Source organism: Streptomyces afghaniensis, from assembly GCF_044327915.1.
GTDB classification, from domain to species: domain Bacteria; phylum Actinomycetota; class Actinomycetes; order Streptomycetales; family Streptomycetaceae; genus Streptomyces; species Streptomyces afghaniensis.
Map to the genome: position 1 here is coordinate 114964 of NZ_JBIRGJ010000012.1, position 13898 is coordinate 128861.

Here is a 13898-nt window from a genome sequence, read left to right on the forward strand (position 1 = left end):
CGACTGCCCCTGGTACGAGGACGCGCCCGCCGACGACACCCCGGAGGACTGACCCGCCATGTGCCCCGACTGCGAGGACTTCGCCCGCACGGTCCTGCTCCTGGGCCAGCTTGCCCTCTACGCCGACACGACCGGCGCTGACCTCGACTTCGTGGACGCCGTCAGCCCTTCCCTAGCCGCCTCGCTCCCCGAACCGCCCACCGGGGAGGAGTCCTGATGCCCGCCCGTCACAACCTGCGCGTCGACGCCGTCCTGGTCCAGGCCGTCATAGCCGGAGCCTTGTCCTTCGCCCACCTGCACGACCTGGCCGCCGCTGCCGGACAGGACGGCTGGAAGGCCTGGGCCTACCCGGTCAGCGTCGACCTGCTCCTGGTCGCCGCCTGGCGACGACTCCGCAGTGAGGGCCCGTCCCGGCTGGCCTGGTGCTGGTTCCTCATCGCCCTGTTCGCCTCGCTCGGCGCCAACGTCGCCACCGCCGGATTCCTCGACCTGGCCGACCCACCCGCCCTGCTCCGCCTCGGCATCGCCGGATGGCCCGCGCTCGCCTTCCTCGGCGGAACCCTCCTCGCGCACTCCGGGAACCACCGGATCCCGGATGCCTCGGCACCCGCCGCGGCCCCGGAACCCGATCTCGCCGACGACCGCGAACCGGCCCCCGAACCCATGCCGGACCCGGAGCCCGCCCCGGCCCCGTTGGAGGAGCCGCCGGCGCTTCCGCCCGCCGACCCTCCGCCCGCGGTTCCCGCCGTCCTCATCGACCACGCCCGCAAGGTCGCCGCCGACTACCGCGACCGCACCGGCGCCCCGATCGACACCGACACCCTGCGCGCCCGACTCGGCGTCCCGCCCCATCTCGCCGCCGCCATCGCCGCCCAGCTCGCCTGACCCGGAAGGAGAACCATCCGCAATGCCAGCCCGCGACCACTTCCACTCCGTGATGCGGATCGGCCCCGTGCAGATCGGCACCCACCGTGACCGCCACGGCCAGACCAAGTACGCCGCCGTCTGCACCGCCGACCGCTGCGGCTGGTCCGCCGACTACTCCAGCCAGAGTGCCGCCCAGCTCGCCGCCCGCACCCATCGCTGCCGCGTCCGCTAGGAGACACCGCCGTGCAGGTCCCCCTCTGGTTCGCCCTCGCCGTCGTCGGCTACCTCGGCGTCAAGTTCCTCCACCCGCCCTGGTGGCTCGTCGCCGTCCTCCTCCTCGGCGGATACCTCCTCGCCGACAGCGTCCTGGCCCCCGCCATCGACACCGCCCTCAGCAAGTAGCCACGAAGGGAGAACCGCCATGCTCCGCCCGAAGATCCCCACCATGCCCAGCCCGACCGGACTCATCACCCCGCCCACCGTCGTCGAGCCCACCACCGTGGTCCAGCACCACCCGACGCCCGCCCCTGCGCCGACCGCGTCGACCCGCCCGACGATCCAGCTCACCCCCGGCGCAGCCCTCGCCCTGGTGGGCGCTGGTACGGCCGTGGTCCTGGTCGTCGGCGCCGTCCTGGTCTCGATGCTCCTGGCCGTCGCCGTCACCGGGGCGTCCGTCGCCGTCTGCGCCGTGGTGATCCGCTCGCTCATCTCCTCGCAGCACCGCCGCTGATCGGTCCCAGGGGCGACGCACAAGCCGCCAAGCACGCCGCCGCTCCTGGGGCCGGGTTCCGTCAGCCAACCGCCATCGCCAAGGAGCAACGCCATGGACTTGCACATAGCCGCGAGCATCGTGCCGTTACTGGGCTGGGCCGTGCACGGCGGCATCCTCACCCGCCGTCTCGCCTGCGCCCGCCGCGACCCGCTCACCGGCCTGCACACCCGCGCCGGATGGACCGCCCGCGCCGAACACCTCATCCGCCGGCACCCGAACGCGGCCGTGCTCCTGGTCGACCTCGACCACTTCAAGACCTTGAACGACACCCACGGCCACGCCGCCGGGGACGCCGCCCTCGTCGCCACCGCCGACCGGCTGCGCGCCTGGTGCGGACACAACGGCACCGCTGGCCGCCTGGGCGGGGACGAATTCGTCGCCGTGATCCGGGACCTGGCCGCCGTCGACCTCGACGCGCTCACGGCAGCGCTGCACCGGCCGCTGCCCTATGACGGGACGTCTCTCCCGCTGGCCGCCTCAGTCGGCGTCGGCCCTGTCGCGGAGCTGCCGGTGCCCCTCCTGACGGACGCCCTCGCCGCTGCCGACGCCGCCATGTACGCGGCCAAGGGTCGCACCCGCCGGGGCTCCCACAGCACTCGCTGAGAGGCCACCGGGTGGCGCACAAGCCGCCAAGCACGCCGCCACCCGGGGCCGTTCCTTCCAACCGCAATCGAAAGGAACCACCATCATGGCCCACCACAGCTCGCCCCCGCCGAGGATCTGCCCGGCCTGCGACGGCTTCGCCTCCGTCGCCGTCACCCTCGGCGGCCGCGACCACCGTGGTCACCTGCGCACCATCACCGCCCACTGCCCGGCCTGCGACGGCCTCGGCGTCACCCGCACCCGCCCCGACCGGGAGGGCGCCCGTGCCTGAGCAGCTGCTCGACCGTGCCACCCTCGGCGACCTGCTGAGGGTGGCTTCGGCCTCTGACTACCACCGCTGGCACGAGCAGATCCGCCGCACCGGCGGCTGTGCCGACCCCATCCACCTGACCGGCTGGGTCCTGCACAAGGACAAGACGACCGGCGAGACCCTGCACCACTACTCCACCGAGGGCGAACCGGGCGGGCGACTCCGCCTCGCCTGCGGCAACCGCCGAGCCTCCCGCTGCCCCTCCTGCGCCTGGACGTACGCGGGCGACACCTACCACCTCATACGCGCCGGGCTCGCCGGGGACGACCGCCGCGACATCCCTGCCACCGTCCGCGACCATCCCCGCGTCTTCGCCACCCTCACCGCCCCCTCATTCGGCCGCGTGCACAACCGCCCGGACCGGGGCGTCTGCCGATGCGGCACCCGCCACACCCCCGAAGATCCCGCCCTGGGCACGGCCCTCGACCCGGAGACGTACGACTACGCGGGCACGGTGCTGTTCAACAATCACGCCGGACAGCTCTGGCAACGCTTCACCAACCGGCTCCGCCGTGAAGTCGCCGCCCGCGCCGGCCTCTCCCAGCGGGAGTTGAAGGAGTCGGCCCGGCTGTCGTACGGCAAGGTCGCGGAGTTCCAGAAGCGGGGTGCGCTGCACTTCCATGCCGTGATCCGCCTCGACGGACCGGACGGCCCTGGATCCCCGCCGCCGACCTGGGCCACGGTCGATCTCCTCTCCGACGCGATCCGGGCCGCTGCCGTGCACTCCTACACCTCGGTCTCCGTCCCGGCCGTCGCCGACCAACCGGCCCGGACCTTCCGCTGGGGCCGACAGCTCGACGTCCGGCCGATCAAGTCCTTCGGGGACGGCTCCGACATCACGGAACAGGCCGTCGCCTCCTACGTCGCCAAGTACGCCACCAAGGCCGCCGAGAACACGGGCACCCTAGACCGCCGCATCGGTGAGCTGTCCGAACTCGACCGTCACGGCGTCCCGGACCACACCCGACGCCTCATCGAGGCGTGCAAGCTACTCGACCCGCTGTACCCGGACCGGCGCCTGTGGGCCTGGGCTCACATGCTCGGTTTCCGCGGCCACTTCTCCTCCAAGTCCCGCCGCTACTCCACCACCCTCGGCGCCCTCCGGCAGGCCCGCGCCGACTACCGCGCCGCACAGGAACACGCCGCCCTCGGCCTCGACGACCAGGAGCCGGACACCGTCCTGGTCCTCGCCGACTGGCAGTACGCGGGCCATGGCCACACGCCCGGCGAATCCGTCCTGGCCGCCACCATCGCCCGCGGCCTCCAACTCAACCGCCAAACCGCTCGCGAAGCCCTGCAAGACCTGGCTCTGGAAGGAGTCGCCGCATGACCGTCCGCACCCTTCCGGAGCGGTACTTGACCCCGGCTGACGTCGCCGAGCTGCTCGGCGTTCCGGTCGAGACGCTGTACCAGTGGCGGCGGAAGCGCATAGGCCCTCCGGCCTTCCGGGTCGGCCGGCATCTTCGCTACGACCCCGTACGGCTTCGCCAGTGGGTCGACGGTCTGACCGAGGTGGCCGCCTGATGGCTGGGCACGTGCAGGATCGCTGGTACAAGACCGAGACAGGCCCGGACGGCAAGCCGGTGAAGGTGAAGACGGACCGCTACGGCAGCGGCCTCCGCTACCGGGCCCGGTACGTCGGGCCGGACGGCACCGAGAAGAGCCGGTCCTTCCCCGACCGCCAGAAGCGCCGGGCGGAAGAGTGGCTGGCCGAGACGGCCGCCGACATGTCCCGTGGCCAGTACGTCGACCCCAAGGCCGCCCGCATCACCTTCCAGCAGTACGCGGAACGCTGGATCGCCGGGCAGACGACCGACCTGAACACCCGTATCGGAGTGGAAACCCGGCTCCGCCTGCACGCCTTCCCTCGCATCGGGGCGCGTCCGCTTGGGTCCTTCCGCCCGGTCCACATCCGCGAGTTCGTGCGCGACCTGGAGAACGACTCGATAGGCGGCACCTACGCCCGCAACATCTACGCCAACGTCCGCGCGGTGCTGTCGGCCGCCGTGGATGACGGCCACCTCGCCCGGAACCCGTGCTCGGCAGCGTCTGTCCGCCCACCGGCCGTCTCGACTGCCCGGGTCGTGCCCTGGCTCCCCTCCCAAGTGCTCGCGGTCCGCGACGCCCTGCCCGAGCGCTACCGTGCCATGGTCGACGTGGGAAGCGGCTGCGGCCTCCGACAGGGCGAGATCATCGGCCTGGCCGAAGACGCCTTGCAGCTCGACAGCGACACCCTGCGAGTCACCACTCAGGTCAAGCTGATCCGTGGCGTCGCGGTCTTCGCCCCGCCCAAGGGCAACAAGGAGCGTGACGTGCCGCTGCCGTCCTCGGTCGCCTCGGCGCTGCGCCGGCACATGGATCGCTACCCGCCCGTGGCCATCAAGCTGCCGTGGGGCAGGCCGGACGGCCCGCTCACCGAACGGCGCCTGATCTTCACGAACACGATCGGCGGGATCGTCTGGCGGAGCAACTTCAACGTTCACGAGTGGAAGCGCGCCCTCGCCGCGGCCGGCCTCATCCCGACGCCGGAACCCGGCAAGCCGTACGCCTCAGCTCGGCAGCACGGGATGCACGCCCTTCGCCACTTCTACGCCTCGGTCCTCCTGGACGCGGGCGAGAGCATCAAGGCCGTGAGCGAATACCTGGGGCACGCCGACCCGGCGATGACGCTGCGGGTGTATGCCCACCTGATGCCCAGCAGCAGCGAACGAGCCCGCCGTGCCCTGGACGACGTCTTCGCTACGGCCCGGGAGCCCTGACGGCCCAGAGACGGCCCACCGGGTACGAGACGGCCCCCTGCTGGCGGAAAACCCGCTGGTAGGGGGCTTCTTCATGCCTGTAGGAGATCAGTTCTCCGGGTGCAGGCATAACCCATCCAGTGTGGCAGATCAACTGCGCCGGCCCAGCACTGATCGAGGACGCCGTGATCAGCGCCTTGTAAGCCCGGTGGCACGGGTGTACAACGACGTCGTGACGACTCAACCGACACGGGCGATGTGGTGGGCCGAATTGGCGGTCTTTCTCGCCGCGGCAGCAGCGACCCTCACGCTGATCATGTTCCTGTTGTCGCTGGCGGCCGGGCACCACCCGGTCTCCCTCGGCGTTGGGCCCTCATCCGTACTGCTCGCCCTGTCCGTCGGTGCCGGCATCTTCGGCAGCGGCAGGTTCAGGGCTTGGGGGCTGCGCCGCCGGGCTGCGTCCCTCGCCAGGAGATCTTGAAAACCGCGTCATGCCGGATCGCCTCGGCGTGACAGCCTCCCTACTGTCCCGCGTGCTCCAGCCGGTCCTTGAGGAGTTGCTCGTTGCGGGGCAGTTCCTTGCGGACCTGGGGGCGTACGACGAGCGGGACGAGGACCTTGCCTACGCCGTGGCCCTCGAAGTCGACCTCGATCGTCACGTGGGAGCGCCGTCCCTCGTCGAACGGCTCGACCTCGCCGTGCACCCGGGCCCGTACGGGGCCGTCGACACCCCGCATGCCCCAGCTGTGCGGCGGGTCGTACTCCGTGACCTCCATGGTCATCGGCATGACCCGGCGGCCGATGTGCCGGGTGACCCGCATCCGGGAGCCGACGGCGACGGGCCCCTCGTCGAGGCGTTCCGCGGACACGGCGCTCAGCTGCCACTCCGGCAGCCGCGGGGTGTCCATGACGTAGTCGTAGACGTCTTCGGGACGCCGGTCGACATCGATGGTCTGTCGAATGCTGGACATGATGCCCCCTTTGCTGCGTACACCTGAATCGTCCCACTTGGTGACGCCGCAGGCACCCCCGCACAAACGCCAGTGAGCCCCCGCCGGTCATCGGACGGGAGCTCACCACAGAAGCCGCAAAGGCTTTGGGAATTACAAAAGCCGTATCGCCTCAGCCGGACCCGACGAAGAGCACCAGCAGCAGCCACACCACCGGGGCCGTGGGCAGCAGCGAGTCCAGCCGGTCCATGATGCCGCCGTGCCCCGGCAGCAACGTGCCCATGTCCTTGATGCCCAGGTCCCGCTTGATCATGGACTCGCCGAGGTCGCCCAGCGTGGCAGTGACCGCGACCGCGAGGCCGAGCACCAGGCCCTGCCACCAGGCGCCGTCGTCGATGAGGAACTGCATGCACAGCGCGCCCACGACCATGGCGAAGGAGACCGCGCCGAGCAGACCCTCGCGGGTCTTGCCGGGGCTGATGCGCGGGGCCAGCTTGTGCCGGCCGAAGCGCCAGCCGACCGCATAGGCACCGGTGTCGCTGACGACCGTGAGCAGCAGGAAGGTGAGCACCCGCTGCGGCCCGTCGTCCGCCGTCAGCATCATCGCGACGAACGTCGCCAGGAACGGCACGTAGAACGCCGCGAAGACGCCCGCCGTGACGTCCCGGAGGTAGTTCTCGGGCGGTTCCGTCATGCGCCACACCAGCACCGCCAGTGCCGTGAGCCCCATGGCGACCCAGGCGCCCTCGGCGCCCCGGACGTACCCGGTGACGACCATCGCGGCGCCGCCGAGCGCGAGCGGCACGAGGGGCGCCCGGATGCCCTTGCGTTCGTCCAGCCGCTTGGTCAGCTCCCACAGGCCCACCACGACGGCGACCGCGACCACGCCGACGAACACGGCCTTGACGACGAACAGCGACGCGACGATCACCGTGCCGAGCCCGACCCCGACCCCTATCGCGGCACTCAGGTCGCGACCCGCGCTCTTCTTCTGCGGCTTGGGTGCCGGCTCTGCGGCGTCGGGCATGGGCTCCGGCTTCGTCTCGTTTCGGACCGGGGAGCCGCTCAGCGGAGCAGCCCCCCGGTCGTCATCCTGGTTTCCGCCGTAATCGGCTACGTCGGGCACGATGGGCATGGGGCGAGTCTGAGGCGCTTCATGCGCATCGTATGCGGGACCCGCCGGGGCGGCTCCCTGGACGTGCCCATGGCCAGGGCCGTGGGCACGTCCATGGCCAGGGCTCTGGGCGTGCCCACGGCCGTGCCCTTGGTCGGTGGGCCCCCAGTAACCGGCCTGCGGCGGCGCCCCCCAGGAAGAGTCGTTCATCAGACCTCGAGCAGCTCCGCTTCCTTGTGCTTCAGGAGCTCGTCCACCTGCGCCACGTACTTGTGGGTGGTGTCGTCGAGCTCCTTCTCCGCACGGCGGCCCTCGTCCTCGCCGATCTCGCCGTCCTTGATCAGCTTGTCGATGGCGTCCTTGGCCTTGCGGCGCACGGAGCGGATGGAGACCTTGGCGTCCTCACCCTTGCTCTTGGCGACCTTGATGTACTCACGGCGGCGCTCCTCGGTCAGCTCGGGGAACACCACCCGGATGATGTTGCCGTCGTTGCTCGGGTTGACGCCGAGGTCCGAGTCGCGGATCGCCTGCTCGATGTTGCGCAGCGCGCTCTTGTCGAACGGGGTCACCACGGCCATGCGCGGCTCGGGCACCGAGAACGAGGCCAGCTGGTTGATCGGGGTCGGCGCGCCGTAGTACTCGGCCACGATCTTGTTGAACATCGCCGGGTGCGCACGGCCGGTGCGGATCGCGGCGAAGTCCTCCTTGGCGACCACGACGGCCTTCTCCATCTTCTCCTCGGCCTCGAGGAGGGTCTCTTCGATCACCACTTGCTCCTGCGTGTCTTGAGTAGGCCCGGCTGCGGTTCCATGTGGGGCGGCGGCCGGCTGCGTCGCGTCTTCTTCCTGCACGGTTCCCGACCGGCGGGACATTGTCCATCCCCCGGCCCGGCTCCGTCCCGTCCGTCCCCCGGACGGGGTTGTTCTCGGGTCTCAGTCCCTGCTGCCGGGGTCCCCCACCAGCGTGCCGATCTTCTCACCCTTGACAGCGCGCCCGATGTTGCCCTCCGCCAGCAGCTCGAAGACCACGATCGGGAGCTTGTTGTCGCGGCACAGCGTCACGGCCGTGGCGTCGGCGACCTTCAGATCGCGCGTGATGACCTCGCCGTAGCCGAGGTGGTCGAACTTCACCGCGTCCGGGTTGGTCTTCGGGTCGGAGTCGTAGACCCCGTCCACGCCGTTCTTGCCCATCAGCAGCGCCTCCGCGTCGATCTCCAGGGCGCGCTGGGCGGCGGTGGTGTCGGTGGAGAAGTACGGCATGCCCATACCGGCACCGAAGATGACCACGCGGCCCTTCTCCAAGTGCCGCACGGCGCGCAGCGGGATGTACGGCTCGGCGACCTGGCCCATGGTGATGGCGGTCTGCACCCGGCAGTCCACCCCCACCTTCTCCAGGAAGTCCTGGAGGGCCAGGCAGTTCATGACGGTGCCGAGCATGCCCATGTAGTCGGAGCGGGCCCGGTCCATGCCGCGCTGCTGGAGCTCGGCACCGCGGAAGAAGTTGCCGCCGCCGATGACGACCGCGATCTGCGCACCGTCACGCACGACGGCCGCGATCTCGCGGGCGATCTTGTGCACCACGTCGGGGTCGACGCCCAGGCCCCCACCGCCGGAGAAGGCCTCTCCGGACAGCTTCAGCAGAAACCGGCCGCGCACTTTGCCGTCGTCGCTCTTCTGGGCCTTGGTGGTCATGGGGGATCCCGCCTCTTTCACGTGTTGCACATACGAAGAAGGCCATTGCCGGTGGGGCGTGGTTCGCATCCCATACGGCAATGGCCTCCTCGTCAGATCTGCTGTCGTCCGCCACCCCTGTGACGGCGTACCGGGACGACTGCTGCCGACCCTATCGGGGCCGGGCGTCGATCGCGGTACGGACTCAGATGCCGACCTTGATGCGCGAGAAGCGCTTCAGGGTGACACCGGCCTCGTCCAGCACCTTCTGGACGGACTTCTTGTTGTCGAGCGCGTAGGGCTGGCCGAGCAGCGTGGCGTCCTTGAAGAAGCCGTTGAGGCGACCCTCGACGATCTTCGGCAGGGCGGCCTCGGGCTTGCCCTCGGCGCGGGTGGTCTCCTCGGCGACGCGGCGCTCGGACTCGACGACCTCGGCCGGCACGTCCTCCTTGGAGAGGTACTTCGGCGCGAAGGCGGCGATGTGCTGGGCGACGCCCTTGGCGATCTCCGCGTTCGGCTTGTCCAGCTCGACGAGGACACCGATCTGCGGGGGCAGGTCGGGCATCGTGCGGTGCATGTACGCCGTCACGTAGCCGTCGGCGAACTGGGCGAAGCGGTCCAGGACGATCTTCTCGCCCAGGTTGGCGTTGGCCTCGTCCACGAACGCCTGGACGGTCTTGCCGGCCTCGATCTCGGAGGCGAGCAGGGCCTCGAGGTCGGCCGGGGAGGTCTTGGCGACGTGCTCGGCGATGGCCGTGGCCACGGCCTGGAACTTCTCGCCCTTGGCGACGAAGTCCGTCTCGCACTTCAGCTCGACGATGACGCCGGAGGAGTTGTCGTCGGCGATGATCGACACGACGGCGCCGTTCTCGGCGGAACGGCCCTCGCGCTTCGCGACGCCCTTCTGGCCCTTGATGCGGAGCGCCTCGACGGCCTTCTCGACGTTGCCCTCGGCCTCGTCCAGCGCCTTCTTGCAGTCCATCATGCCGGCGCCCGTGAGCTCACGGAGCTTCTTGACGTCGGCGGCGGTGTAGTTCGCCATGAGTCTGTGAATCTCTCTCGAAGTCTGGAAGATCGAAGATCTGCGGTGCGCTCCCCATGGAGACGGGGAGTCCTGTCCGGCCGCTGACCTACGGGTGAACGGCGGGAGCGGACTTCACACCGCGCCGGAGCGCCGGTGATGCAGTACCGCTCCCGCCGTCAACTCGGACTGACGGGTCAGGCCTGCTCGGCCTCGGCGGCCGTCTCGCCCTCGGCCGGCTTCTCGGCCTCGGCCTCGGCGGCGGGGGCGGCCTCGGCGGCCGGAGCAGCCTCGGCGGCCGGAGCGGCCTCAGCGGCGGGGGCAGCCTCGTCGGCCTTCTTCTCGCCCTCGAGCAGGTCGCGCTCCCACTCGGCCAGCGGCTCGCCCGCGGCCTTCTCGCCCTTGCCCTCGGTGGCGACACCGCTGCGGGCGATGAGGCCCTCGGCGACGGCGTCGGCGATGACGCGGGTGAGCAGGGTGACGGAGCGGATCGCGTCGTCGTTGCCCGGGATCTTGTAGTCGACCTCGTCGGGGTCGCAGTTGGTGTCGAGGATCGCGACGACCGGGATGTTCAGCTTCCGGGCCTCACCAACGGCGATGTGCTCCTTCTTGGTGTCCACGATCCAGACGGCGCTGGGCACCTTCTGCATCTCGCGGATACCACCGAGGGTCTTCTCCAGCTTGGCCTTCTCGCGCGAGAGCACGAGAAGCTCCTTCTTGGTCAGACCGGACGCGGCGACGTCCTCGAAGTCGATCTGCTCGAGCTCCTTGAGGCGCTGCAGACGCTTGTAGACGGTCGAGAAGTTGGTGAGCATGCCGCCCAGCCAGCGCTGGTTGACGTAGGGCATGCCGACGCGGGTGGCCTGCTCGGCGATGGCCTCCTGCGCCTGCTTCTTCGTGCCGACGAACATGACCGTGCCGCCGTGGGCGACGGTCTCCTTGACGAACTCGTAGGCGCGGTCGATGTACGACAGCGACTGGAGCAGGTCGATGATGTAGATGCCGTTGCGCTCCGTGAAGATGAAGCGCTTCATCTTCGGGTTCCAACGACGGGTCTGGTGACCGAAGTGGACGCCGCTCTCCAGCAGCTCCCGCATCGTGACGACGGCCATGGCCGTATCTCCTTGTGCTTCTCGGTTGTGCCGCGGATGCCGGATGGCCTCCGCGCCTGACGCCCACTGCGCGCCGTGCCACGAGGGACCGAGGGGCGCTGATACGGCCCGTTGCCGGGGTGCGTATCGGGGCGTGCGAAGTCGACCCGGTGACCCGGATCGCCACCAGAAGTGTACGGGACCCGCGGGGCACCGGGTGACGCCGTTGTCCACAACCGGGCGGCGGTCCACAGCCACGGCCGCTGACGGGCAGTGGTCCGGGACGCTTTCCGCATGCGAGCGAAGCGATGTGTGCGCGTGTGTGCGCGGCTGGTCCTGCTGCTGGTCGTGACGGTGACGGCCCTGCTGGCCCCACCGCCGCCCCTGTTCGCGGCCGGTGCCGCCCCACCCGTCCCGGATGCCGCCGTCCCGGCGGTGGGACGCGTGTGGCCGGTGGGGTTACGCCCCCGGGTCCTCCGCGGCTGGGAACCCCCGGCGTCGGCCTACGGCCCCGGCCATCGCGGCGTGGACCTGGCGGCAGCCCCCGGGACGCCGGTGCGGGCGGTGGCGGCGGGCCGGGTGGCGTTCGCCGGCAGGGTGGCCGGCAAGGGAGTCGTCTCGGTGGATCTCACGGGGACGGGCGATCCACTCTTGCGGACGACGTACGAACCGGTGACGGCATCCGTGGAGGAAGGCCAGGAGGTCGAACCGGGCGAGGTGATCGGGAGGGTGGACGCGCGGGGCTCGCACTGCACGACCACGTGCGTGCACTGGGGCCTGCGGCGGGACCGGACCTACCTGAACCCGCTGTCGCTCCTACCGCCCTGGCTCCTGCTCAGGGGCCCGTCGAGGCTCCTGCCGGTCTACGGGACTGCTTAGCCGCGGACAGTGGCAGTCGTGCCGCTCGGGCGATGGGTTCCCCCTGCTCGCGCGCAGCCGGGAGTTTGGTGGAGGGCGGGCGCAGCGGCACCCCGCTCCGCCGGGCTGCGCACTCACCTCCCCGGGCACCACTGCCGCTCAGCCCCGCACACCCCGCAGAGCCATACTCACCGCCGCGTCCGCGATGGCGCCCGGCTCCTCCGCGGCCCCCAGCTCGATCCGCCGCACCGCCGCGTCCACGATCCCCTGGACCAACATCGCCGCCAGCCGAGGCCGCTCATGCCCCATCTCGTCCAGCGCCTCGACGATCATCGCGACCAGACCGCCGTGCGCCGCCCGGATCTTCTCCCGGGCCCCGGCGTCCAGCTCACTCGCCGAGATCGCCACCACGGCCCGATGCCGCCGGTCCCCCACCAGCTCCAGCTGCTGCCGCACATACGCCTCGACCTTGGCCTCGGCCGTCCCCGCCCGCTCCATCGCCGCCGACACGTCCGCCGCCCAGACGGGAAAGTCGACCTCGCACAGCTCCTCGACCACGGCCGCCCGTGACCGGAAGTACTCGTAGACGGACGACCGCGCGAGCCCCGTCCGCTCGGCGAGGGCCGGGAAGGTCAGCGCCTCCGTACCGCCCTCGGACAACAAGGAACGAGCCGCGTCCAGCAGGGCGGCTCGCTGCATCGACCGGTGCTCGGCCACGGAGGCCGCTCGAATCCTTGGCACGTCAACCACTCTACGGACGCGCCGGGCCCGGCGGGAGTGGCTTCCGCCCACCCGTCGCCATCCGGCCAGGTCAGCGGCCGAAGCTCGCCAGTTTCGCCCTCAGCTGGAGCACCGACTTGGTGTGGATCTGGCTGACCCGGCTCTCGGTCACGCCCAGCACGTTCCCGATCTCGGCAAGGGTGAGTCCCTCGTAGTAGTACAGCGTGACCACGGTCTTCTCGCGCTCGGGCAGCGTGTTGATCGCCCGCGCGAGGAACCGGCGGAGCTCCCGGTCCTCGGCGACCTCCACGGGGTTGTCGGCGGCGGTGTCCTCCAGCGTGTCCATGACGCTCAGGCCGTCGCCGCCCTCGGCCCCGCAGTGCAGCAGCTCCTCCAGAGCCACCACGTTGGCCAGCGACAACTGGCTGAACACCGCGTGGAGTTCCTCCACCGCGATGCCCATCTCGGAGGCCACCTCGCTCTCGCTCGGCGTCCGCCGCAGCCGGGCCTCCAGCGTGGCGTACGCGCGCTCCACATTGCGCGCCTTCTGCCGCACGGACCGGGGGATCCAGTCCAGGGCCCGAAGCTCGTCGATCATCGCGCCCCGGATCCGGGTGATCGCGTACGTCTCGAACTTGATCTCGCGGTCGATGTCGAACTTCTCGATCGCGTCGATCAACCCGAACACCCCGGAGGAGACGAAGTCCGCCTGCTCGACGTTGGACGGCAGGCCCACGCTGACCCGGCCGGCGACGTACTTCACGAGCGGCGAGTAGTGCAGGATCAGCTGCTCCCGCAGCCGCTCGTCCCCCGTCGCCTTGTACGACCGCCACAGCTCGTCGAGCGTCGAGGGAGCGGGCGGCCGCACGCTGCCACCGTCACGGGCGGCTGGGGGGATCGCCGCCCGGTCGGACCCGGAGGTGTGCTGGGGCATTCGTCGCCTTGTGCCGTTCTGCTGCGGAGTGGTGCTGCTGGGGTGGGCTGTCTGTCTGATGTCGAGTTGCCTGTCCGTGTCGGGATCCTCGTGAGCGTAGCGTGACTGGGGTGTCGCGGTGCGCGAAGGACGGAGGGCAGGGCGGGCGCAGATACGTTCCGGAGGGCGTCCCACCGGGTCGGCGAGCTCGCTCGGTGTGATCACCGGAGGACCCCAACTGGGGGAATTTCCAAGGCGTGTCGGGGTTCCC

General features: G+C 70.6%; 20 protein-coding genes. 12 read left to right on the forward strand and 8 right to left on the reverse strand.

Translation table 11 applies throughout. The features are described from left to right. Window positions 1-58: 58 nt before the first annotated feature. The 11 genes from ACH4G3_RS38830 (at window position 59) to ACH4G3_RS38880 (ending at window position 5771) form a co-directional block, all read left to right on the forward strand. Window positions 59-217: a hypothetical protein gene (locus ACH4G3_RS38830; protein ID WP_167396220.1), complete on the forward strand. Its 159-nt coding sequence runs from the start codon at window positions 59-61 to the stop codon at window positions 215-217. Continuing rightward, window positions 217-885, forward strand: a complete 669-nt coding sequence (locus ACH4G3_RS38835; protein WP_397628897.1) for a DUF2637 domain-containing protein — start codon at window positions 217-219, stop codon at window positions 883-885. Before ACH4G3_RS38830 ends, ACH4G3_RS38835 begins: the two co-directional genes overlap by 1 nt. Window positions 886-907: 22 nt before the next feature. Next, complete coding sequence (locus tag ACH4G3_RS38840) at window positions 908-1099, forward strand: mobile element transfer protein (RefSeq protein ID WP_161368208.1); 192 nt, start codon at window positions 908-910, stop codon at window positions 1097-1099. Between the two features lie 11 nt (window positions 1100-1110). After that, window positions 1111-1269 carry a hypothetical protein gene (locus tag ACH4G3_RS38845; protein WP_397628898.1) on the forward strand — a complete coding sequence of 53 codons (159 nt, stop codon included), beginning with the start codon at window positions 1111-1113 and terminating at the stop codon, window positions 1267-1269. Window positions 1270-1288: 19 nt separating this feature from the next. Continuing rightward, window positions 1289-1597, forward strand: coding sequence for a SpdD-like protein (locus ACH4G3_RS38850; protein WP_397628899.1), 309 nt, complete (start codon window positions 1289-1291; stop codon window positions 1595-1597). Window positions 1598-1690: 93 nt separating this feature from the next. Beyond that, a complete protein-coding gene (locus ACH4G3_RS38855) occupies window positions 1691-2242 on the forward strand; it encodes a GGDEF domain-containing protein (protein ID WP_397628900.1) in 552 nt (183 codons plus the stop codon). 85 nt (window positions 2243-2327) lie between these two features. Continuing rightward, the gene (locus ACH4G3_RS38860) at window positions 2328-2513 is read left to right on the forward strand and encodes a hypothetical protein (protein ID WP_184564806.1); all 186 of its coding nucleotides are present in this window, start codon (window positions 2328-2330) and stop codon (window positions 2511-2513) included. After that, a complete protein-coding gene (repSA, locus tag ACH4G3_RS38865; protein ID WP_397628901.1) occupies window positions 2506-3882 on the forward strand; it encodes a replication initiator protein RepSA in 1377 nt (458 codons plus the stop codon). Before ACH4G3_RS38860 ends, repSA begins: the two co-directional genes overlap by 8 nt. Further along, entirely contained in the window at window positions 3879-4076 is a 198-nt protein-coding gene (locus ACH4G3_RS38870; protein ID WP_397628902.1) for a helix-turn-helix domain-containing protein, read from the forward strand. The genes repSA and ACH4G3_RS38870 overlap by 4 nt, the downstream gene beginning before the upstream one ends. Beyond that, window positions 4076-5311, forward strand: a complete 1236-nt coding sequence (locus ACH4G3_RS38875; RefSeq protein WP_397628903.1) for a tyrosine-type recombinase/integrase — start codon at window positions 4076-4078, stop codon at window positions 5309-5311. The genes ACH4G3_RS38870 and ACH4G3_RS38875 overlap by 1 nt, the downstream gene beginning before the upstream one ends. A 211-nt stretch (window positions 5312-5522) precedes the next feature. Further along, window positions 5523-5771 (forward strand): hypothetical protein, encoded by a 249-nt coding sequence (locus ACH4G3_RS38880; protein WP_397628904.1) that lies wholly within the window; start codon window positions 5523-5525, stop codon window positions 5769-5771. 40 nt (window positions 5772-5811) lie between these two features. Here ACH4G3_RS38880 and ACH4G3_RS38885 read toward each other — a convergent pair whose 3' ends face one another. From ACH4G3_RS38885 to rpsB, 6 genes are all read right to left on the reverse strand, one after another. Then, window positions 5812-6261, reverse strand: coding sequence for an SRPBCC family protein (locus tag ACH4G3_RS38885; RefSeq protein WP_397628905.1), 450 nt, complete (start codon window positions 6259-6261; stop codon window positions 5812-5814). Between the two features lie 151 nt (window positions 6262-6412). Then, window positions 6413-7564, reverse strand: coding sequence for a phosphatidate cytidylyltransferase (locus ACH4G3_RS38890; protein WP_397628906.1), 1152 nt, complete (start codon window positions 7562-7564; stop codon window positions 6413-6415). Continuing rightward, window positions 7564-8121, reverse strand: coding sequence for a ribosome recycling factor (gene frr, locus ACH4G3_RS38895; RefSeq protein ID WP_037669428.1), 558 nt, complete (start codon window positions 8119-8121; stop codon window positions 7564-7566). The genes ACH4G3_RS38890 and frr overlap by 1 nt, the downstream gene beginning before the upstream one ends. Window positions 8122-8286: 165 nt before the next feature. Further along, the gene (gene pyrH, locus ACH4G3_RS38900; RefSeq protein WP_010044452.1) at window positions 8287-9045 is read right to left on the reverse strand and encodes a UMP kinase; all 759 of its coding nucleotides are present in this window, start codon (window positions 9043-9045) and stop codon (window positions 8287-8289) included. A gap of 184 nt (window positions 9046-9229) precedes the next feature. Beyond that, window positions 9230-10066 carry a translation elongation factor Ts gene (tsf, locus tag ACH4G3_RS38905; RefSeq protein WP_020272900.1) on the reverse strand — a complete coding sequence of 279 codons (837 nt, stop codon included), beginning with the start codon at window positions 10064-10066 and terminating at the stop codon, window positions 9230-9232. A gap of 176 nt (window positions 10067-10242) precedes the next feature. After that, entirely contained in the window at window positions 10243-11157 is a 915-nt protein-coding gene (gene rpsB, locus ACH4G3_RS38910; RefSeq protein ID WP_397628907.1) for a 30S ribosomal protein S2, read from the reverse strand. 273 nt (window positions 11158-11430) lie between these two features. Here rpsB and ACH4G3_RS38915 point away from each other — a divergent pair, with 273 nt between their 5' ends. Continuing rightward, the gene (locus ACH4G3_RS38915) at window positions 11431-12015 is read left to right on the forward strand and encodes a murein hydrolase activator EnvC family protein (protein WP_397628908.1); all 585 of its coding nucleotides are present in this window, start codon (window positions 11431-11433) and stop codon (window positions 12013-12015) included. A gap of 138 nt (window positions 12016-12153) precedes the next feature. On the opposite strand, the gene ACH4G3_RS38920 is transcribed toward ACH4G3_RS38915, so the two are convergent. Together ACH4G3_RS38920 and whiG are read right to left on the reverse strand one after the other, a co-directional pair. Next, window positions 12154-12711, reverse strand: a complete 558-nt coding sequence (locus tag ACH4G3_RS38920) for a TetR/AcrR family transcriptional regulator (protein ID WP_397629063.1) — start codon at window positions 12709-12711, stop codon at window positions 12154-12156. 94 nt (window positions 12712-12805) lie between these two features. Then, window positions 12806-13648, reverse strand: coding sequence for an RNA polymerase sigma factor WhiG (gene whiG / locus ACH4G3_RS38925; RefSeq protein WP_397628909.1), 843 nt, complete (start codon window positions 13646-13648; stop codon window positions 12806-12808). Window positions 13649-13898: the final 250 nt, after the last annotated feature.